The following is a 16,654-nucleotide window of genomic DNA, read 5'->3' on the forward strand; positions in this document are numbered from 1 at the left end:
CGCCGTCAGTTCGCTGCGGTGAGGGCGCCGAGGTGTGTTTCCCAATTGATGGTGTCATTGTGCGAGTGGGTAAAGCCGATTGCCCGCTCGAAGTCGACGCAGGCCTTGGTCCGGAACGCGGCGATATAGGTGCGCCGCCAGCGGTCCGGAGAGGAATTGCCGCCGGAGCCGTGGATGATCATCTCGTCGTGCACGGTAATGTCGCCGCGCTGCAGCGGCAGTTCGACCACCGCATCAGCATCGGTCAGTTCCACACTGAGAATATGCGACTTATCCCTGTCCTGCCCCAGCAGCGGCCGATGCGGACGGAGTCCCTTGCGGTGCGAGCCGGGCACCACCCGCAGGCACCCGTTCTCGCTGTCCGCATCGTCGAGCGCAAGGCTGCACGTGGCAGTGAGGGGCTCGGGCGTCCCGGTCGGCCAATAGCCGAGATCCTGATGCCAGGTGAACACGGCGTCGGGTTTGGCCGGGCGCTTGGCAAGGAACTGGTCGTAGTCGAGCGTCGCTGTCTCGCCGATAAGCTGCCGCGAAATCGAAGCCGCGCGCTTCTCGTAGATGTTGCCCTCGATCTCCGGCCGATAGCGGCGCGGCAAGACTGCGTTGACGAGTGCAAAGTCTTCGAACTTGCGGCCATAGGGGCCTGACATGTCGCAGAAATCGCGGCCCATGCCCGGCACTTCGCCGCGGATGAATCGCTCGAATTCGGGCTCGATTGCGGCCAGTTCCTCCTCGCTCAGCACCCCGCGCTGGGTGACATACCCGTCGCGGTGAAACTGCTCGATCTCGCCCGGCAAGAGCACATAGTCGTCGCCTTGCCGTCCGTAAGCGGTCATTTCGCATCTCCTGTTGCAACAATTCGCGGCAGGCGCGTGATCGGGGTGATTGTGATATCCCGGAACCACGTTTCCGCGCCCTCGGACTGAAGCTGGATGCGCCCACGCACCAGTCGCCGTTTCGCGCCCCTGGCATCGGTGGTGGTGAAGCCGCTCGCGGCCATCACCGGCACGCCGTTCACCACATGGATCGAACGGTCCCCCAGCGTGAAGATATCGAGCGTGTTCCATTCGCCCAGCGGCTTCTCGGCATTGCGGTTGGCGTCGACATTGAAAGCCGGCATCTGGATCGGAAGCCGGGGTCCGCCCGGCATGTAACGGCGGAAAGGATAGGGGATCGCGGGATCGCGTCCCACTTCCACTTTGGCACCAACGCGCCAGTCCACCGTGCTGAACGAATGGGTACCGCGCGAGTCGCCAACCGCCAGCAACATGCCTACCGATCCCGGTACCACCTCGAACTCCAGCGCCGACATCCATGTCCCGAAGAACGCGCCATGGCGGCCATGCGAGTGATAAAGCACGCCATTGTTGCGCGGCACCGGAAACCAGGTGTGCTCGCCCCACTTGAACTGAAGGTGCAGGTGGTAGTTGCCATAGCTGCGCTTGGTCAGCAGCCCGCCCCAGATCTTGCCGCTGACATGGATCGACGGGTGTCCATCGGTCTTTTCGACGCGGAACACCCCGGTTGTATCGTGATTGAGCCCGATCGGTCCGGCGGCTGGCTGGCCGTAGGTATCGCGCGGATCGGAATAGCCCAGCCAACTGTCCCATCCCGCAAGATCCCGCCCGTTGAACAGGGCTCTGGTCTTGCCTGCCGGTCTCGCCGCGCCCGCAAGCGTTAATGTCTGCGCGTGAAACGGCGGGTCACCGGCAATGACGGCCTGCTCCTCCGGGGTCGAACCATCGGGTGGTCCGCCCTGGGCAGTCGCAAGGGCAGGTGCGGCCAGCAGCGCTGCGCCGAGCAGGATTGAAGGCAAGCGGGGCATGGCACTCTCCGGATTATCTAAGCAGTGATTAAATAGTCGCAGAAGCGGAGTCAACCGCTGTCGTTCCGCGCGGGCTGGCATGATCGCGCAATGATGATAGGACAGGGCGAGGCACCGGGAAGGCGCATGTCGACGAAGAAGCCGTACCATAAGGAAGATCTGCGGGGCGATCTGCTCAGAGCTGGCCGCGCGTGGATCGAAGCGAACGGGCACGTCGGCCTCTCCATGCGCACGCTCGCACAGCAGGTCGGTGTCTCGCCCGGCGCGCCCTATCATCACTTCCCTGATCGCCGCGCGTTCCTTCTCGCCCTCGCGCTCGATGGATTCCGCGAGATGCTTGCCCAGTCGCAGGACATTGCCGCCTCCCGCGCCGATCCAGCGGCCAAGCTGCGCGCGATGGGCACCGAATTCGTCCGCTTTGCCGACACGAACCCCCGGCTGGTCGATCTGATGTACGAGAGCGAGCTGACCACTCCAGCGCTCGACGAGGAACTGCTTGCCTTCCAGAAGCAGGGCCACAGCGCCCTGCGCAGCGCCATCGACGCGGCCGTGCCGGGCCTTGATGAAGCGGCAGCGGACCTGCGCACGCTTGCCTTCTGGTCCGCGATCTACGGCTTTGCTTCAATGCGCCGGAAGGGCGTGATCCGTCCCGTCCCGGGCGCACTGACGCTCAATGCTCTGGCCGAAGCAATCATCGAGCGCGCCATCGTCGCGGCGCTCGCGGCATAGGGGCCCACGCATGGACAAGCTCGATCGCCAGCTTCTCGCCCTGCTTCAGGTCGATGCCTCGCGCGCGCATGCCGATCTCGCGAAGCTGGTCCATCTGTCCTCCAGCCAGGTCTCGCGGCGCATCGCCCGGCTTGAGGCCGATGGCTATATCCGGGGTACCGTCGCGCTGCTGAGCGAAGCCGCGCTCGGGCTTCAGGTCGAAGCCTATGTTGCCGTTGCGATGGCAAGCTACGCACCCGAAGTCGTTCGCAGTTTCCATGCCCGCATCTCCGCGCTCGACGAAGTGCTCGATTGCCGCGCCACCACGGGCGATTCCGACTATCTCCTGCGCATCGTCGCGCGCGATCTGGCGTCCTATTCGAGGCTCATGAACGAACAGCTCCTCGGCCACGGCGATGTCGCCAGCGTGCGTTCGAGCGTGGTGCTCGACCGGATCAAGCATACCACCAGCCTCCCGCTGCCGCCGCCTGCAGGGTGAACCGCTTGCCCGCATGCCGAACTCGAGCAATACATCGGTGCATAACGATACCGGGGGAGACCGCACCGCATGCCGACCATTGCCGATAGCCTAGTCCTGCCCTGCGGCGCCGTCCTGCCCAATCGCCTCGCCAAGGCAGCGATGACCGAGGGCCTCGCCGATCCGCAAGGCCGCGCCACGCCCGAGCTGGAGCGGCTCTACGGCCTTTGGGCGGATGGAGGCTCGGGCCTCCTCATCAGCGGTAATGTCCAGATCGACCGCGACCATCTAGAGCGCCCCGGCAACGTCATCATTCAAGGCCCGCAGGATGAAGCCGCGCTGGCTGGGCTGCGTGCCATGGCGAGCGCTGGCACGCGCGCTTGCGGCCATATCTGGATGCAGATCAGCCACGCTGGCCGCCAGACTCAGGTCACCGTCAACCCGCATCCCAAGGCGCCGTCCGCCGTTGCTGTCGGCCTTCCCGGCAAGCAGTTCGGTGTGCCCGAGGCACTGACCGAGGCGGAAATTCTCGATCTCGTCGAGCGCTTCGGCCACGCCGCCGAAGTGGCCCGGGAAACCGGCTTCACCGGGGTGCAGATCCATGCTGCGCACGGCTACCTCCTCTCGCAATTCCTCAGCCCCCGCGCCAACTTGCGCACCGATCAGTGGGGTGGCAGCCTCGAGAACCGCGCGCGCATGCTTCTGGCCGTCGTCGCGCGGGTGCGGGCAGGGGTCGGCCCTTCCTTTCCCATCGGTGTGAAGCTCAATTCGGCCGATTTCCAGCGCGGCGGCTTCGCCTTTGAAGACAGCATGGTCGTCGCGCGCTGGCTGCAGGATGCGGGCGTCGATCTGCTCGAAATCTCCGGCGGCTCCTATGAACAGCCTGCCATGATGGACATCCAGGGCATGGAGGCGCCGGATGCACCGCCCATGGCCGCCTCAACGGCAGCGCGGGAGGCCTATTTCGTCGATTTCGCCAAGACGATGCGCGCGGCACTCACCATGCCGCTCCTTGTCACCGGGGGCTTTCGCACCCGCCGCGCGATGAATCTGGCGCTCGAAACCGGCGGGGCGGATGTGATTGGCCTCGGCCGTCCCCTCTGTGTCGATACCGCGGGTCCCGCCAAACTGCTCGCAGGCGCCGAGGAGCTTGACCGCTGGGAAACCAAACTCAAGCTCCTCCCGCCGTGGCTATCCTTTCTCGGCGGCCTCAAGATGCTGCGCGCGGTCGAAGGCTTTGCGGTGACGTATTGGTACTACGCCCAGATCGACGCGCTGGCCCGCACCGGCCGCGCCAATATCGGCATCGCGCCGTTCAAGGCGCTGCTTTCCATCCAGAACACTGGCAAGGCCTGGCTCAAGGCGCGCAAGGGGTAACGACCATGATCAAGCTCACATTCTGCCTCCGCCGCCTCCCGCACCTTAGCCACGGCGAGTTTCAGGATTACTGGCTGAACACCCACGGCCCGCTCGTCGCCAGCGTGCGCGATGCGCTCAAGATCCGGCGCTATGTGCAGCTCCACTCGCTTGCCGATACGGACAATGCGCCCTTCTCCGTGGCCCGTGGCGCGCCCGAAGCCTATGATGGCGTCGCGCAGCTGTGGTGGGACAGCCTCGAGGATCTTGCCAGCAGTTCGCCCGAAGCCATCGCCGCTGGTGCGCTGCTGCTGGAGGACGAACGCAAGTTCATCGATCTGCCCCGCTCCCCGCTCTGGCTGGGTGAGGAAAAGGTGATCTTCTAGGGCGTGTAGGTCAGCGTCACCGTTGATTCCCGCGTCGCCGCAATCGCCTCGGGCGCCAGATCGATCCGCTTGAAGCGGTTCTGCGCATGCATCTGCACCTGATCGGTGAGGTGCACCGTGCTGCGCTTTTCGGGATCGATGAACTGGTTCTGCCCGCCCACTTCGGTAATCGTGTAGATGGCAGGCGCGCCGGGGGTCAGCTCCATCATCCCCACCCAGCCTTCGCCGCCGTTGAGCGGGATCATCTTCGGCCCAAGGCCGAGTTCGCCCCACAGCGCCTTGCCGCGCTCGTCATCATCGGGCAGCGGTGGCCGCGCCGGGTCTTCGGCCTCTTCGGTGAAGTACTTCCAGAAGATTGGCCGCTTCCATTCAGCCATCGCGGCAGAGCTGAACTGCGGCCGCACCGCCGCAATCGTTCGCCGTATCGTCTCGGCCACAATGGCCTCGCGGCTCCGCCCGCCGAAATAATCGAACTCCACCGGCAGCCCCGCCGCCGGCCCTTGCAGCACGCGCAGCAGCAGCGCCGTGCGGTATTTCTGGTAGCGCTTGGCGTCGATATCCTTCCACCAGCCGCCCATCACCGGGGTGAGCAGCACTTCGGGCGCCGTTTCCAGCCAGGCACGAAACAGCGTCAGCCCGGCATTGTCATAACGCCCGTCGCCATCGTGGTCCTCATAGAGCCCGTTCCACGAGGTCATCAGCTCCACCGCCTGCGCAACCTCGGGATCATCTGCGTTTACAGCCGCCGCACGCAAGGCCGGCGCAAACATGAAGGGCGGCGCATTGGCCCGGTCCCGCGCGCCAAAGCCATTCCAGATCTGGTGGTTGTAATCGGCCATGTCTGCCAGCGTCGCGCCGTGCGAGCCTGCTGCCAGCTGGGCGCCCAACCAGGTCCGGAACGTCGCGCCCATTCGCGCGTCGTCGCCCTCGCGGCTCCACATTGTTGCCTTGCTGTTCCACGCATGGATCCAGCCCTGCTTGGGGTTCACCGTGTGGGGCCGCTCGGCTGGCGTGAGAAATCCCTGCCACTCGTATGCGCCGGTGCCAGGCGTGGGCAGGCGCGGATCGGTGCCGGGCACGCGGCGCGGCATCAGCCCCGTCTCCCAGAACCCGATCTCGCCATTTTCATTGCCGTAGCAAATGCCGAAATTGGTCGCGACTTTGCCCATTGCCGCGTCGAACTCGGCCAGGGACCGCGCCCGTTGCATGTCGACAACCGCTGCCCAGTTCTCGAGCTCGTGACCGCGCATCGCGAAGCGCTGGGCATAGGCGATCCCGCCGGCCTTGTCCTCGCTCACCACCGGTCCGTGCACCGTCCAGCGGAACTCGCGCACAACCGGTGCCGCGCCCTTCACGAGGATGGTCTGCGTCTGCCGCACCATCTGCCGCCACTGGCCCTTGAACCAGTAGCGGTCAGGGTCGTTCGGATTGAGCTTCTCGGCAAAGGTATCGGTTGTATCGCCATGGCCCGAGGTCACCAGCCAGCCATGGTGCGCCGCGCGGCCCATGATCGGCACGCCGAAGGAGGGCAGGGTGAAGCCCGCACTGTCAAACCCGCCGCCTTGGAGGTGTATTTCCGGCCCGTCCGCCGTCGCCTCCATCATCATCACCCGTCCGCTCGCGGTGCGCTGCGGCCCCAGCACGAGGCAGCGGCTGTGATCCTTCCCCGGCGCCGCAACTGGCTCGGCCGCCTTGCCGAGCGGTGCCGGCGTCAGGAATGTCGCCTTTGGCATAGGCTGGGCAGGCGCTAGGTCCTCGCCCGGCGGGATCACCGTCGGCGTATCGGGATCGCTCACCGGCACCAGATCGTTGAACAGCTGCCGCCCCTTGGCTTCGCCATGGCGCAGGGTCATCGCCTGGAGGAATGCGAGGTTGGTCACTTCCGATCCGCCGCGCCCGCGCGGAAAACTCGCGATCATGGCGAGGAAATCCGTCAGCACCCAGCGTTCGGGCTTCACGCTCCACTGGGCAAACTCATACGGCGTCCTGCGTGCCGGGTCCGCCTCGATCTCCGCAATCGCCCGGTTCACCCCCGCGACGTAGGCTGCAATCATCCGCTGATATTCGCCCCCCAGCGCGCCATACATGCGCATGAGTTCGGCCTTGTCCGGCAGCCGCTGGCGCGAAACCACGTCGGAGGCCACCGCCGACGGCCCGAGCACTTCGGCGAGCCGCCCCAGCGCGCGCCGCCTCGATTGCTCCATGTCCGCGAGCCGGTCCTGCGCCTCGGCATAGCCCGCGCCATAGAGCACGCTTTCCGATGTCTCGCCAAACACATGTGGCACGCCAAACGCATCGCGGTCGATCCGCACGGTCAGGGCAGGGGAGGGCGCTCCCTGAGCCACCACACCCGCCGGCAGCCATGCCAGCGCGAGAGCCAGCATGAAGCGCCGGTTTGTCATCCCACCGCTTCCAGCGCCCGTGCATGGCGCAAAAGCACATCCCCGCCGATCCCGCGCATGCCCTGCGCGGCGAGGGAGGCAACCACCCGCGCCGGATCGAGCGCCTGCACCGTGAGCCCTTCGGTCAGCGCCATCGCGGCCGCCGTCCCCGCGGCCTGCCCCATCGCCATGCACTGCGGCATGCCGCGCACCGAGGCGAATGCCGCCGGGTCCGCACAGACCAGCCGCCCGGCAAACAGCAGGTTCGCGGGCGCTGCCGGCACCATCGCGCGAAGCGGGATCGTGTAGTAATCCCCCTCGGCCACGATCGCGTCGTGGGTCATCTCCGCATCTCCGCGCATCACATCGTCGATCGGATTGTCGCAGGCCACGATGCCGTCTGCGGGTTTTGCACCGGCATTGAGGTCGCTCGCGAGAATGCGGTGGACCGCCTCCAGCTTGCGTGTCTCGCGCACACCCACGGTCGGCCCCAGTTCGCTCATTCGCGCGTGTTCAAAGCCCGGAACATGCGCGACCAGGAACCGCGCGAGCTGGTGGCAGCGCCGCCGCCCTTCCTGCGTCGCGCGCGCGACGGCTTGCGGATCGGTCCCGTCCACCCCGCGGATATGCACCGAATTGCAGAACACCGCATCCCGGTGAAAGCCCTTCATCAGATAGAGCTTGGCAAGGTCCGGATGGATCAGCCCCTGCGCGATGCCGAACGCGGCCTCCTCCTCAAAGTAGGGATCGCCCTTCGCGAAGGCGCGGTGCAAGTCCGCGCCGATCATCGAGAATGAGAGCGTGACGCCCATCATGTTGCCGCGCCCATCGCCCACCACATAGGGCACGCCCGCACGCGCGGAGGTATCGCCATCGCCCGAACAGTCGATCACCATGCCAGCCTCGATCACTATCGGACCGGTGCGGTCGGTGCATTCGACGCGGGCAATGCGTCCGCCTTCCATCACGGGGGCGCCCGCAAAGGCATTCAGATGCACCTCGACGCCTGCATCTTCCAGCATCTGGAACATCGCAAAAACCGCCGCTTCGTGGTCGTAGATCACTTCGGCACCGAAGTTTTCCAGCGTCGAGGGCCGCACCTCTGCCATTGGCGGTTCCATCGCCAGCAGCGCGTCCGTCAGTTCGCCGAACACCCCGCCAATGCTCCGCCCGGTGGGATAGCCGCCGCCCCAGGGCATGCCTGGGCAGAACGCCATGACCCCGCCGATCTTGCTCGTCCCCTCGATCAGGCGGACCTTTGCGCCCTGCCTCGCCGCACCCAGCGCCGCGCCAAACCCGGCGGTGCCCCCGCCGATCACCAGCACATCGGTCTGAAGCTGCCGCACCATCATTTGCGCTCGAACACCACCTTGCCGCCAAACAGCGTCATCATGCAGCGCATGTCCTTGAGGCTTGAGGTCGGCACCGCATAAGGATTGCGGTCCCAGATCGCGACGTCCGCCAGCTTGCCGACCTCGAGCGAGCCCGTTTCCTTTTCGAGAAACAGCTGGCGCGCGGCCCAGATCGTGTGGCTCTTCATCGCGATGTGGATGTCGACCGCCTCCGCCGTGCCGAACGGTGCCTTGCCGAAGCGGTCGCCATCAGGCTCGCGCGCCACCGAAGACCACAGGCCATAGCGCGGCGCATAGGGCGTGACCGGATAGTCCGATCCGTCGCTGTAGACGATGCCGCGCTTCACGTAAGTTGCGTAGGGCATCATCTTCACGCTGCGCTCCGGCCCCCAACCCGCCGCCAGCGCATCGCCAAGGAACCACAGGAACTCCGCCTGTGCTTCAGGATAGCCGGAATCGTACTTCTTCTGGAGATCGGCCATCACATCGATTGCATGGTCTGTCGGTAGATTGGCGTGGATCAGGCTGTGGCGGAGGCCCTGCTTCGGGAACTTCTTCAACGCGTCGGCATAGGCATCGACCACCGTATCGATCGCCCGGTCGCCGATCGCATGGGTGCCGATCGGCATGCCTTCCTTAGTGAACAGGTCCACCATCTGCCGGTAGACATCCGTCCCCATCATTGGAAAGCCCGTGCCCGGGTTGGCATGCGAGGCATCCGTCTCGAACGGCTTGTAGACCCACGCCGTGCGCCCCGCGCCCGAGCCATCAAGGAAAATCTTCACCCCGCAAACATCGAGGTTGCGGCCCTTGAGGCCCGCCAGCTCCCGCTTGCGCTGCCGATAATCATCCACCGCGGCGCGCGCTGCGGTCATGTCGGCCTGCGCAAAGGTCAGCGTGCAGACATGGACGTTCAGCGGTGCCTGCTTTGCCGCTGCGGCATAGACATCCCATTGCAGGCGCCCGGTGCGCGGGTCCTTGAACCCCGTCAACCCTTCGGAGAGCGCGCCCTCGATCACATGGGTCAGCCCCCTGGCCCGCGTCGCCGCATCGACCGGCGGCACCAGCTTGTCGAGCACGTCCTGCGCGCTGTCGTAGAGCACGCCGTTGAGCGCCCCGCTCGCATCCTTGTCGAAGCGGCCGCCTGCCGGATCGGGCGTCTGCGCGGTCACCCCCGCGAGCTTCAGCACCGCACTGTTGACCAGCGTGTAGTGGCCGGTCGTATTCCCCAGCGCGACAGGGTGCCCACCCGATACCGCATCGAGTTCAGCCAGCGATGGCGGCCGGTGTTCGGCGATGCGGCTCTCGTTCCAGCCGGAACCCGTCACCCACGCGCCTGGCGGCAGCTCTGCCGCGCGCGCCTTCACCCGCGCAAGGAAATCCGCCACGCTCGAAGCCTCGCCCAGCTGCAGGTTGGCAACCTCGTCAATCCCGCCTTCGAGCGCATGGGCATGGGCATCGATCATCCCCGGCGTCGCCGTCTTGCCCGCCAGATCGATCACCTTGGTGCGCTTGCCGATAAAGGCGCGGATGGCCTTGTCGCTTCCCAGTGCGACGATGCGCCCGCCGCGGATCGCCATGGCCTCGACCACGCGGTCTTTCGCATCCACTGTCAGGATCGTCCCGCCGCGCAGCACCGTATCCGCAGGCGCCGGTGCCTTTGCCCCAGCCGGCACTGCCGCCAGAACCATCGCGAGCGCGCCTGAAACAGCCAGTTTCCGCATTGCAATCCCCCTCAGCCACCCCTAGATGCAGAGGGGTAAGCACAGGGTGCTTGCTGTCAAGCGGCAGCGCGCCCGTCCCGGCCCGCCCCGCTGCTTTCAACCCCCACCGTTATTGCCCACGCGCCAAGGTCGCATCCGGCCCCAGCAAGCCGTGCGCCCGCCAGTCCTGCCAAGGAGACCATCATGGATGCCGATCTCGTCCTCGTCCTCGATGCTGCCGCATTCGCGGCAGACAAGCACCGCCGCCAGCGCCGAAAGGATGCCGAGGCGACGCCCTATATCAATCACCCGCTTGCACTCGCCACGATCCTCGCGCGGGAAGGGGGAGTGACCGACGCAGAAGTGATCGCCGCTGCCCTGCTGCACGATACGGTTGAGGATACCGAAACCACGCTCGCCGAACTCGAAGCGCGTTTTGGTTCCGTTGTGGCGGCGATGGTCGCCGAGGTGACCGACGACAAGGCGCTCCCGAAGGCCGTACGCAAGCAGCTTCAGATCGCGCATGCGGCGCACAAGTCGCCCGGTGCCAAGCTCGTCAAGCTGGCCGACAAGATTGCCAACTTGCGCGATATCGCCGCCTCGCCGCCGGCGGACTGGGACCAGACGCGCAAGGCGGCGTATGTCCGCTGGGCTGGAGAGGTCGTAGCAGGGCTGCGGGGCACGAACGCTGCGCTGGAAGCCGCCTTCGATGGGGCAGCAGCAGCGCTCGGCTGATGCCTCACGGCAGCATGCGCTGCAATTCCTTCTCGCCATCGAGGAACTGGTGCTTCAGCGCGCCGATCACGTGGGCGGCAAACAGCGCCCACAGCGCATAGCCCAGGATTTCGTGCGCTGCGCCAAAGGATCCGTGCCAGGCTTCCTTCGTCACCGGATCGAGCCCCATCACCATGCTGATGCGCGGCCATTCGAACAGGCCGAACCACTGCATCGGATGGGTTGCGGCATCTTTCCAAGCCGAATCCATGATCCACCCGGTCAGCGGCATCGCGAAAATGAAGGCATAAAGCGCCCAGTGCGCCGCGTGGCTCGCCTTCACTTCCCAAGGCTTGTAGCTGGCGGGCAGGGCAGGGGGCGTGTGCGTGAGCCGCCACAGCAGCCGCATCACCGCAAGGCCCAGCACCGTCACGCCGATGGATTTGTGCGCATCGATCAGCGGGCGCACGTTCTCATCGCCCGCCGCTTCCCAGATATTCGGCAGCAGCAGGTTCACGAAGATGCCAAGCGCGATGATCCAGTGAAGCGCAATCGCTATGCCGCTGTATTTCTTGACCATGATATTCGTTGCTCCGCTCGGACCATTGCCGAATGTTCACGTAACTGCCCCTGTTAGGCAATAGCCGGTTCAGCTTGGCAAGGCTATGGCCCTCGCCCATGCCGTCACTCAACGCCGTACTGCTCGCCGAGTCTCCGCGCTTCACGCCGCGCCCGGTGCCACTCGTCAGCCGCATGATCGGCATCGCCGCGCCGCTCCTGTTCGTAGTGCTCACCTGGCAGGCGTTCCAGCGGCAGGACCTTGGCATGTGGTCGGTTGGCGTCGCCTATATCCTCTACGATACGATGCTGCTGCTCTTCACCGCGTGGCAGATCCGCAAACTCGTCGCCGATACCAGCCGTCCAGTCCCGCACACAGCCGATGCGCCCTCTTTGGGTGTCATCGTCGCCGCGCATAACGAAGCGGGTGTCATCCGTCTCACCGTGGGCCGCCTCCTTGCGCAGGCCCAGCCGCCCGAGGCGATCCTGATCGCGGATGACGGTTCGAGCGATGCTACCCCAGCGGTCATGCTCGAGACGTATGGTCTTGCTGCGCCCTGCGTGGGCGGGATGGCCGAGACAGTGATCGGCGCGACCCGCCTGCAGTGGCTGCGTCTGCCCCATGGCGGCAAGGCCCGCGCGCTCAACCAGGCGCTGCAGCACGCACGGACCGATGTCGTGCTTACCGTTGATGCCGATACCCTGCTGGAGCCGGGCGCGATTGCCGCGATGCGCAGCGCTTTCCTGCGCGACCCCGCGCTGGTCGCCGCCACGGGCGTGCTCCAGCCGATCTGCGGGCCTTCGCTCTCGGGCCGCCTCTTCGAGTGGTTCCAGTCCTACGAATACGTCCGCAACTTCCTCTCGCGTCACGCGTGGATGCAATTGAACGGGCTGCTGCTGATCTCGGGCGCATTTGCCGCCTTCCGGCGCGAGGCGGTGCTTGCCGTCGGTGGGTTTGATCCCGATTGCATGGTTGAGGATTACGAACTGATCCACCGCCTTCATCGTCATTCCAACGATCACGGGCTTGGCTGGCATGTCAGCGTCGTTGGCGGCGCGCTGGCCCGCACCGATGCACCCGCCACGATCCGCGGCTTCCTGAAGCAGCGCCAGCGCTGGTTCGGCGGTTTCCTCCAGACGCAGCACTGGAACCGCGACATGGTCGGCAACAGCCGCTACGGCCTCGTCGGCACGCGCATGCTGCCGGTCAAAGCGCTCGATACGCTCCAGCCGATCTACGGGCTTGCCGCCTTCGCGATCCTGATCTTCCTTGTTGTGACAGGCCGGTTCTATCTCGCTTTCCCGATCCTCCTCGTGATGATCGCCAAGATCGTGATCGATCTCACCTTCCACCTCTGGTCGCTCGGCATCTACAAGCGCTGGACCGGACGGCGCGAAGGTCTGCGCCTTGGACCCGCACTGATTGCCGCGCTGGCCGAACCCTTCAGCTTCCAGCTCCTGCGCCACGCTGGCGCTGCGCTCGGCTGGTACGCCTTTCTCACCGGCAGCCAGACCTGGACCCGCGCCACCCGCAGCGCGCTCGAACACCAGGCCTGAACCTGGGGGCGGCCGGATTGATCCAATCCGGACCGTGCGGGCTTGCGCCGCGAGCCGCCCTTGGGCAAGTCCTTCGCCGATGCGGGACAGGGGCACGCGCGCGGCATGATCATTGGAATTGATCTCGGGACGACCAACAGCGCTGTCGCCGTATGGCAGGACGATGCGCCCGTCCTGATCCCCAATGCGCTGGGCGAAATGCTCACGCCATCGGCCGTTTCGGTCGACCGCGACGGCACGACCTATATCGGCGCCGCGGCGCTCGACCGGCTGGCGACTCAGCCCGAAAACACCGCCACCAGCTTCAAGCGCTACATGGGCACCGAACGCAAGCTGCGCCTCGGCAAGAAGGACTGGCGGCCGGAGGATCTTTCTGCGCTCGTCCTGCGCACGCTCTGCGATGATGCGGAGGCCTTCCTTGGCACGCGCCCGGTCGAGGCGGTGATCACTGTCCCCGCCTATTTCAACGACCGGCAGCGCAAGGCAACCCGTCATGCGGGCGAGCTGGCCGGCCTCACGGTGCGCCGCCTGATCAATGAGCCGACTGCCGCCGCGCTCGCCTTCGGCCTGCAGGATCAGGAGGACCGCGAGCCTTTCCTCGTGTTCGATCTCGGCGGCGGCACCTTCGACGTCTCGATCGTCGAGAAGTTCGAGGGCGTCGTCGAAGTGCGCGCCTCGGCGGGCGACAACCGGCTCGGCGGCGATGATTTCAACACTGCGCTCGCGGCGCGGATGAAGCCGCTGGTCGATCCCGAAGGCCGGCTCGAACGGCTCGATGCCCGTCAGCGCGAGGCAATGCTGCACCGCGCCGCCGAGACGGCCCGGCGGCAGTTGTCGGTCGAGGACAGGGCCGCGTTCGCCGTCGTGCTCGGCGAAGACCGCCTCGCTGCCGAAGTCACCGCCGAGATGTTCGAAGCGGCCTGCGAGGATCTCCTGCGCCGCCTGCGCGAACCGGTCGCGCGGGCGTTGCGCGATTGCGCGTTCGATGTGGCGGAACTGGGCGATATCGTCCTCGTCGGCGGCGCCACGCGCATGCCCGTGGTGCGCAAGGCCATCACGCGCATGTTCGGCCGCTTCCCCAACAGCTCGGTCCACCCGGACCACGCGGTTGCGCTCGGCGCGGCGATTCAGGCGGGCCTCCTCGGGCGCGATGCCGCACTCGACGAAATCCGCATCGCCGATGTCTGCCCGTTCACGCTCGGCGTCGATTCTGTGGAGCGTGATTCCCGCGGCGGCATGCAGCACGGCATCTTCTCGCCGATCATTGATCGCAACACGCCCGTGCCCGTCAGCCGCGTCAGCAATTACCGCACCGTGCAGGACAACCAGAAGGAGATCCTGTTCAACATCTACCAGGGCGAGGCGCGCGAGGTTTCCGGCAATATCCACCTTGGCGCGATCAAGCTGCCCGTTCCTCCGCGCCCTGCAGGCGAGGCGGGGGCGGACGTGCGCTTCACCTACGATAGCAGCGGTCTGCTTGAAGTCGATGTCACCGTCCACGAAACCGGCGTGACCCGCTCGCTAGTGATTGCGGGCGAGGCCGAAACCCTGACCGAGCGCGAAGTCGCTGCCCGGCGCGAGGCGCTCGCCAAGCTCAAGTTCCACCCACGCGAGGATGCCGAAAACGTGGCGCTGATGGCCCGTGCCGAGCGCATCTACGAGGATTTCGTGGGCGAGGAGCGCCGCATGATCGGCCAGTGGATCACCGACTTTGCCGGCGCGCTCGATAGTCAGGATCCTCGCCGCATCGCCGAGGCGCGCGCCCTGCTGCTGCAGCAACTGGAGGCAGCCAGCGGAACGTCGCCGCTGTGACGCCGTCCGCCGCGCTGAGGAAACTGGGCCTTCGCGCCGGTGCAGATGTCGCCGCCATCCGCAAGGCCTATGCCGCGCTCTACAAGGCGATGGATCCGGATGCCGATCCTGAAGGCTACGCCCGTTTGCGGCAGGCGCGCGACATCGCCCTGCGCGCCGCCAAGTCCGCCGCCGTCCCGCCGCCCGCACCCGCTGAGGCCCCCGAGCCGTCTGACGAAGCCGCCGCACCCCCAGCCGAGCCGTGGCTCTACGGGGCGCCAACGGTGGCGCACGCGCAGGCAGCGGACCTGCCGCTCCTCAACGCCGGGCAGATACCCCATCCCGAACCCGCCCCGGTCGCGCCCCAACCGATCGACGCGCCCGCTGCCTCAGCCGCTGCCTTGCGCGCGCTAGCCGGCCCGCCGCTGCTCGAAAGCGCGAAGCCGCTACGTGCCGATGTCGGTTATCTGGCGCATCCCGATCACGATCTCGCGCGCTTGCTCCATGATTCCGATGCCGAACTCGGACCGCTCGATGATGCGGGCGAGGCCTTGGCCCAGCGCTGCCTGCGTGCGCTGCTCGCCGAGGCGGCGACGGCCGATCTTTCGCGCCATGCACGGATCGAGGACTGGCTGGCCGATCTCCTCGCCGAAACATGGCCCCGCAGCGCGCCCTTGCTGCGCCCGACGGCGGAGGCCTTCGGCTGGGAGAACGAGCGCGGCCAGATCACCGAGCGCCCCTCCATCGCCTGGCTCAATGCGCGCCTGCGCGGCCTGCGTTTTCAGGACAAGGTGACCGAGCCCGATCACCCGCTCCACAAGGCTTGGACCGAACTGACCCGCCCCGGCAGCGCGACGATCGTCGACAAGCTGCGAGTGCAGCGCTCGGCCATCAACCAGCTCCTCGAAGGCGTGCGCAAGCATTTCCCCGAACTCGAACACCACTTCCCCCGCGAGCGCGTGGTTTCGTGGGGCGATGGCGCGGCGTCCGGCTGGACGGGTTTCGGCGTCTTCCGCATTTTTGGCACCGGTTTCACATTCAATGCGGGCTACGCGATCTCGATCTTCGTCGGTCTGCAGATCGTGATGGCCATCTTGCGGTCAGTCGCGCCCGATCCCGTGGGTACGCATGACGCGCTTTTCGGCCCCCCTGCCATCACGGCAACCGCCGATCCGACGTACGCGCCCTTGCGCGACAAGGCGGTCGAGGAAGTTTTCGGCAAGGGCAAGACGATCGGCTGGCTGCGCGAAAACCAGTCTAGCCTGGCCACCGTTTTCGAAAGCCATATCGAGTCTGCGCGTAGCGCCGGTGGCCGCGACGAAGCGGGCATCATCGCCGACCCGCTCGAGTATGTGCGCCGACGCGTCTATTACGACGGGCGCAAGGCCGACGTCGCCACCTTGCGCGAAATGACCAAGGTCCGCCTCGCGCTCTATGAGGTTGCGCGCAAGGAAGATCCCGATGTCTGCACGCATTTCCTCGAAACGGCAGACATGACCAGCATTACAGTTCCCGAACCGGTGCGCGCGCAGGAGCGCAGCCTCGCTGCGCACATGGTCGAGCGAGGCGTGCTGGCTGATAGCGGTGAGCCCGCGTCCCTGCGCGCCACGGTTCCCGGGGCCTTGATCGGCCAGGTCATCAAGGCGACGGAACTCCCCGAAGAGCGCGTGCGCCTCGTGCTGAACGGGAAGGGGCAGCCAGCGGAGCGCTGCGCCGTGATCGGCGCCCTCTTGCGTGCGGCGCTCGGCTGGAAGGGCAAGGAAGGGTCGGATATCCTGCGGGTGATGTAACGGCGACTGCTCGGCACCAAGACCCTTGCCAGTGCCGCGCCAAGCCCGCACCATGTAC

At 66.3% G+C, this 16,654-nt stretch carries 14 protein-coding genes; 8 read left to right on the plus strand and 6 right to left on the minus strand.

The features are described from left to right. Positions 1-5: 5 nt before the first annotated feature. Positions 6-833 (minus strand): phytanoyl-CoA dioxygenase family protein, encoded by an 828-nt coding sequence (locus Q0082_RS07280; RefSeq protein ID WP_298191235.1) that lies wholly within the window; start codon positions 831-833, stop codon positions 6-8. After that, the gene (locus Q0082_RS07285) at positions 830-1,822 is read right to left on the minus strand and encodes a DUF1080 domain-containing protein (RefSeq protein ID WP_298191236.1); all 993 of its coding nucleotides are present in this window, start codon (positions 1,820-1,822) and stop codon (positions 830-832) included. Before Q0082_RS07285 ends, Q0082_RS07280 begins: the two co-directional genes overlap by 4 nt. 126 nt (positions 1,823-1,948) lie before the next feature. Here Q0082_RS07285 and Q0082_RS07290 point away from each other — a divergent pair, with 126 nt between their 5' ends. From Q0082_RS07290 to Q0082_RS07305, 4 genes are all read left to right on the plus strand, one after another. Continuing rightward, complete coding sequence (locus Q0082_RS07290) at positions 1,949-2,551, plus strand: TetR/AcrR family transcriptional regulator (protein ID WP_298191237.1); 603 nt, start codon at positions 1,949-1,951, stop codon at positions 2,549-2,551. Positions 2,552-2,561: 10 nt separating this feature from the next. Continuing rightward, positions 2,562-3,029 (plus strand): Lrp/AsnC family transcriptional regulator, encoded by a 468-nt coding sequence (locus tag Q0082_RS07295; RefSeq protein ID WP_298191238.1) that lies wholly within the window; start codon positions 2,562-2,564, stop codon positions 3,027-3,029. A 69-nt stretch (positions 3,030-3,098) separates the two neighbouring features. Beyond that, complete coding sequence (locus Q0082_RS07300) at positions 3,099-4,385, plus strand: NADH:flavin oxidoreductase/NADH oxidase family protein (RefSeq protein ID WP_298191239.1); 1,287 nt, start codon at positions 3,099-3,101, stop codon at positions 4,383-4,385. Between the two features lie 5 nt (positions 4,386-4,390). Next, positions 4,391-4,750 carry an EthD domain-containing protein gene (locus tag Q0082_RS07305; protein WP_298191240.1) on the plus strand — a complete coding sequence of 120 codons (360 nt, stop codon included), beginning with the start codon at positions 4,391-4,393 and terminating at the stop codon, positions 4,748-4,750. Here Q0082_RS07305 and Q0082_RS07310 read toward each other — a convergent pair. From Q0082_RS07310 to Q0082_RS07320, 3 genes are read right to left on the minus strand one after another with little or no spacing between them, the layout of a single operon-like run. Beyond that, positions 4,747-7,152 carry a penicillin acylase family protein gene (locus Q0082_RS07310; protein ID WP_298191241.1) on the minus strand — a complete coding sequence of 802 codons (2,406 nt, stop codon included), beginning with the start codon at positions 7,150-7,152 and terminating at the stop codon, positions 4,747-4,749. The genes Q0082_RS07305 and Q0082_RS07310 overlap by 4 nt on opposite strands. Next, complete coding sequence (locus tag Q0082_RS07315) at positions 7,149-8,483, minus strand: FAD-dependent oxidoreductase (protein WP_298191242.1); 1,335 nt, start codon at positions 8,481-8,483, stop codon at positions 7,149-7,151. Before Q0082_RS07315 ends, Q0082_RS07310 begins: the two co-directional genes overlap by 4 nt. Beyond that, positions 8,480-10,207, minus strand: coding sequence for an amidohydrolase (locus Q0082_RS07320; protein ID WP_298191243.1), 1,728 nt, complete (start codon positions 10,205-10,207; stop codon positions 8,480-8,482). The genes Q0082_RS07315 and Q0082_RS07320 overlap by 4 nt, the downstream gene beginning before the upstream one ends. Positions 10,208-10,390: 183 nt before the next feature. Between Q0082_RS07320 and Q0082_RS07325 the strand changes: the two genes are divergently transcribed. After that, positions 10,391-10,921, plus strand: coding sequence for an HD domain-containing protein (locus Q0082_RS07325; RefSeq protein ID WP_298191244.1), 531 nt, complete (start codon positions 10,391-10,393; stop codon positions 10,919-10,921). Positions 10,922-10,925: 4 nt separating this feature from the next. Here the strand turns inward: Q0082_RS07325 and Q0082_RS07330 are convergent, their stop codons facing one another. After that, the gene (locus tag Q0082_RS07330; RefSeq protein WP_298191245.1) at positions 10,926-11,480 is read right to left on the minus strand and encodes a cytochrome b; all 555 of its coding nucleotides are present in this window, start codon (positions 11,478-11,480) and stop codon (positions 10,926-10,928) included. Positions 11,481-11,578: 98 nt separating this feature from the next. Between Q0082_RS07330 and Q0082_RS07335 the strand changes: the two genes are divergently transcribed. From Q0082_RS07335 to Q0082_RS07345, 3 genes are all read left to right on the plus strand, one after another. Continuing rightward, positions 11,579-13,015: a glycosyltransferase gene (locus Q0082_RS07335; protein ID WP_298191246.1), complete on the plus strand. Its 1,437-nt coding sequence runs from the start codon at positions 11,579-11,581 to the stop codon at positions 13,013-13,015. Between the two features lie 105 nt (positions 13,016-13,120). Continuing rightward, positions 13,121-14,827 (plus strand): molecular chaperone HscC, encoded by a 1,707-nt coding sequence (locus Q0082_RS07340; protein ID WP_298191247.1) that lies wholly within the window; start codon positions 13,121-13,123, stop codon positions 14,825-14,827. After that, complete coding sequence (locus Q0082_RS07345) at positions 14,824-16,596, plus strand: hypothetical protein (protein WP_298191248.1); 1,773 nt, start codon at positions 14,824-14,826, stop codon at positions 16,594-16,596. Before Q0082_RS07340 ends, Q0082_RS07345 begins: the two co-directional genes overlap by 4 nt. Positions 16,597-16,654: the final 58 nt, after the last annotated feature.

It is taken from the genome of Novosphingobium sp. (assembly GCF_027489515.1).
GTDB lineage: Bacteria > Pseudomonadota > Alphaproteobacteria > Sphingomonadales > Sphingomonadaceae > Novosphingobium.